This window comes from Dietzia sp. DQ12-76 (genome assembly GCF_014145045.1).
GTDB lineage: Bacteria > Actinomycetota > Actinomycetes > Mycobacteriales > Mycobacteriaceae > Dietzia.
The window spans coordinates 1-1,623 of record NZ_JAALDV010000444.1; the positions used below are offsets into that span (position 1 = coordinate 1).

A 1,623-nucleotide genomic window follows, 5' to 3' on the forward strand; every position below is an offset into this window, starting at 1 on the left:
TGGGAATGCGGCGGGTAGGGTCGACGGATGACACCGTCCGACCGCCTCTCATCCCTGGAGCAGCACGTGCCACGCACCGCCGAGTCCGTCCGAGCAGTCATCAAGGCCTACGACGTCCGCGGCGTCGTGGGTGAGCAGATCGACGAGGATTTCGTCCGCGAGGTCGGCGCGTCGTTCGCCCGGCTGATGCGCTCCGAGGGGTCGGGCACCGTCGTGGTGGGCCATGACATGCGGGACTCCTCCCCGGCGCTGTCCAGGGCGTTCGGCGACGGCGTCACGTCCCAGGGGCTCGACGTGGTGACGATCGGCCTCGCCTCGACCGATCAGCTCTACTACGCCTCCGGGATGCTCGACTGCCCGGGCGCCATGTTCACCGCCAGTCACAACCCGGCCCGCTACAACGGGATCAAACTCTGCCGGGCGGGCGCCAAGCCGGTCGGTCAGGAGTCCGGCCTCCGCACGATCGCCGACGAGCTCGTCGAGGGTGTACCCGCGTACGACGGTGACGCCGGCACGGTCTCCGAGCGTGATGTCCTGGACGGGTACGGCGGGTACCTGCGTGACCTGGTCGACCTCTCGGGCATCCGACGTCTCAAGGTGGCGGTCGACGCCGGCAACGGGATGGGTGGCCACACCGTGCCCGCGGTCCTCAGCGGCCTACCACTGGAGATCGTGCCCCTGTACTTCGAGCTCGACGGCAACTTCCCCAATCACGAGGCCAACCCCCTCGAGCCGGCCAATCTGGTCGACCTCCAGGCGTTGGTCCGGGAGAGCGGAGCGGACATCGGCCTCGCCTTCGACGGCGACGCGGACCGCTGCTTCGTGGTGGACGAGCGGGGTGAGCCGGTCGCCCCGTCGGCCATCACCGCGCTGGTGGCCGGGCGTGAACTCGACAAGGAGCCCGGCGCGTCCATCATCTACAACCTCATCACCTCCCGGGCCGTCCCCGAGCTGGTCGAGGAGAAGGGCGGCGTGGCGGTCCGGACCCGCGTCGGTCACAGCTTCATCAAGGCGCAGATGGCCGACACCGGTGCCGTCTTCGGCGGTGAGCACTCGGCGCACTACTACTTCCGCGACTTCTGGGGGGCCGACTCGGGGATGCTCGCCGCGATGCACACCCTCGCCGCGCTGGGGGAACAGGACGCCCCGCTCTCGCAGGTGATGGCGGAGTACACCCGGTACGCCGCGTCGGGGGAGATCAACTCGACCCTGGACTCCGCGGAGGCGCAGGTGGCCCGCATGGAGGAGGTCGTCGACGCGTTCGCCGGTCGCGCCGTGTCGGTCGACCGCCTCGACGGGGTCACGGTCGACCTCGGGGACGGCGCGTGGTTCAACCTCCGGGCCTCGAACACCGAACCGCTGCTGCGTCTCAACGCGGAGGCGCCCACCAGGGAGGGCGTCGCCGCAGTCGTCGACGAGGTCCTCGCGATCGTCCGTGCCTGACCTCACCAGCGACACGGGGGCGGGCCGGGTCGATCTGGACGACGCCGAGGCCCTCCGCTCGTCCGACGCCACCGGCGCACTGCTCCACGCGTCGATGGCCGGTGCCCAACTCCGGTCGGTCGCGACCGCCGTGGACGCCGGGGCCCTGGAGGGCCTGGTGGGGTTCCGGCCGCGGTCACT

At 70.8% G+C, this 1,623-nt stretch carries 1 protein-coding gene and 1 pseudogene; both read left to right on the top strand.

Annotated elements, in window-relative coordinates; translation table 11 throughout:
• The first annotated feature begins 66 nt into the window (after nt 1–66).
• A complete protein-coding gene (locus tag G6019_RS14425; protein ID WP_107758003.1) occupies nt 67–1,443 on the top strand; it encodes a phosphomannomutase/phosphoglucomutase in 1,377 nt (458 codons plus the stop codon).
• Nucleotides 1,436–1,623 (top strand): annotated as a pseudogene (locus G6019_RS14430) (hypothetical protein); the annotation flags it as partial. The gene G6019_RS14425 and the pseudogene G6019_RS14430, both read left to right, overlap by 8 nt.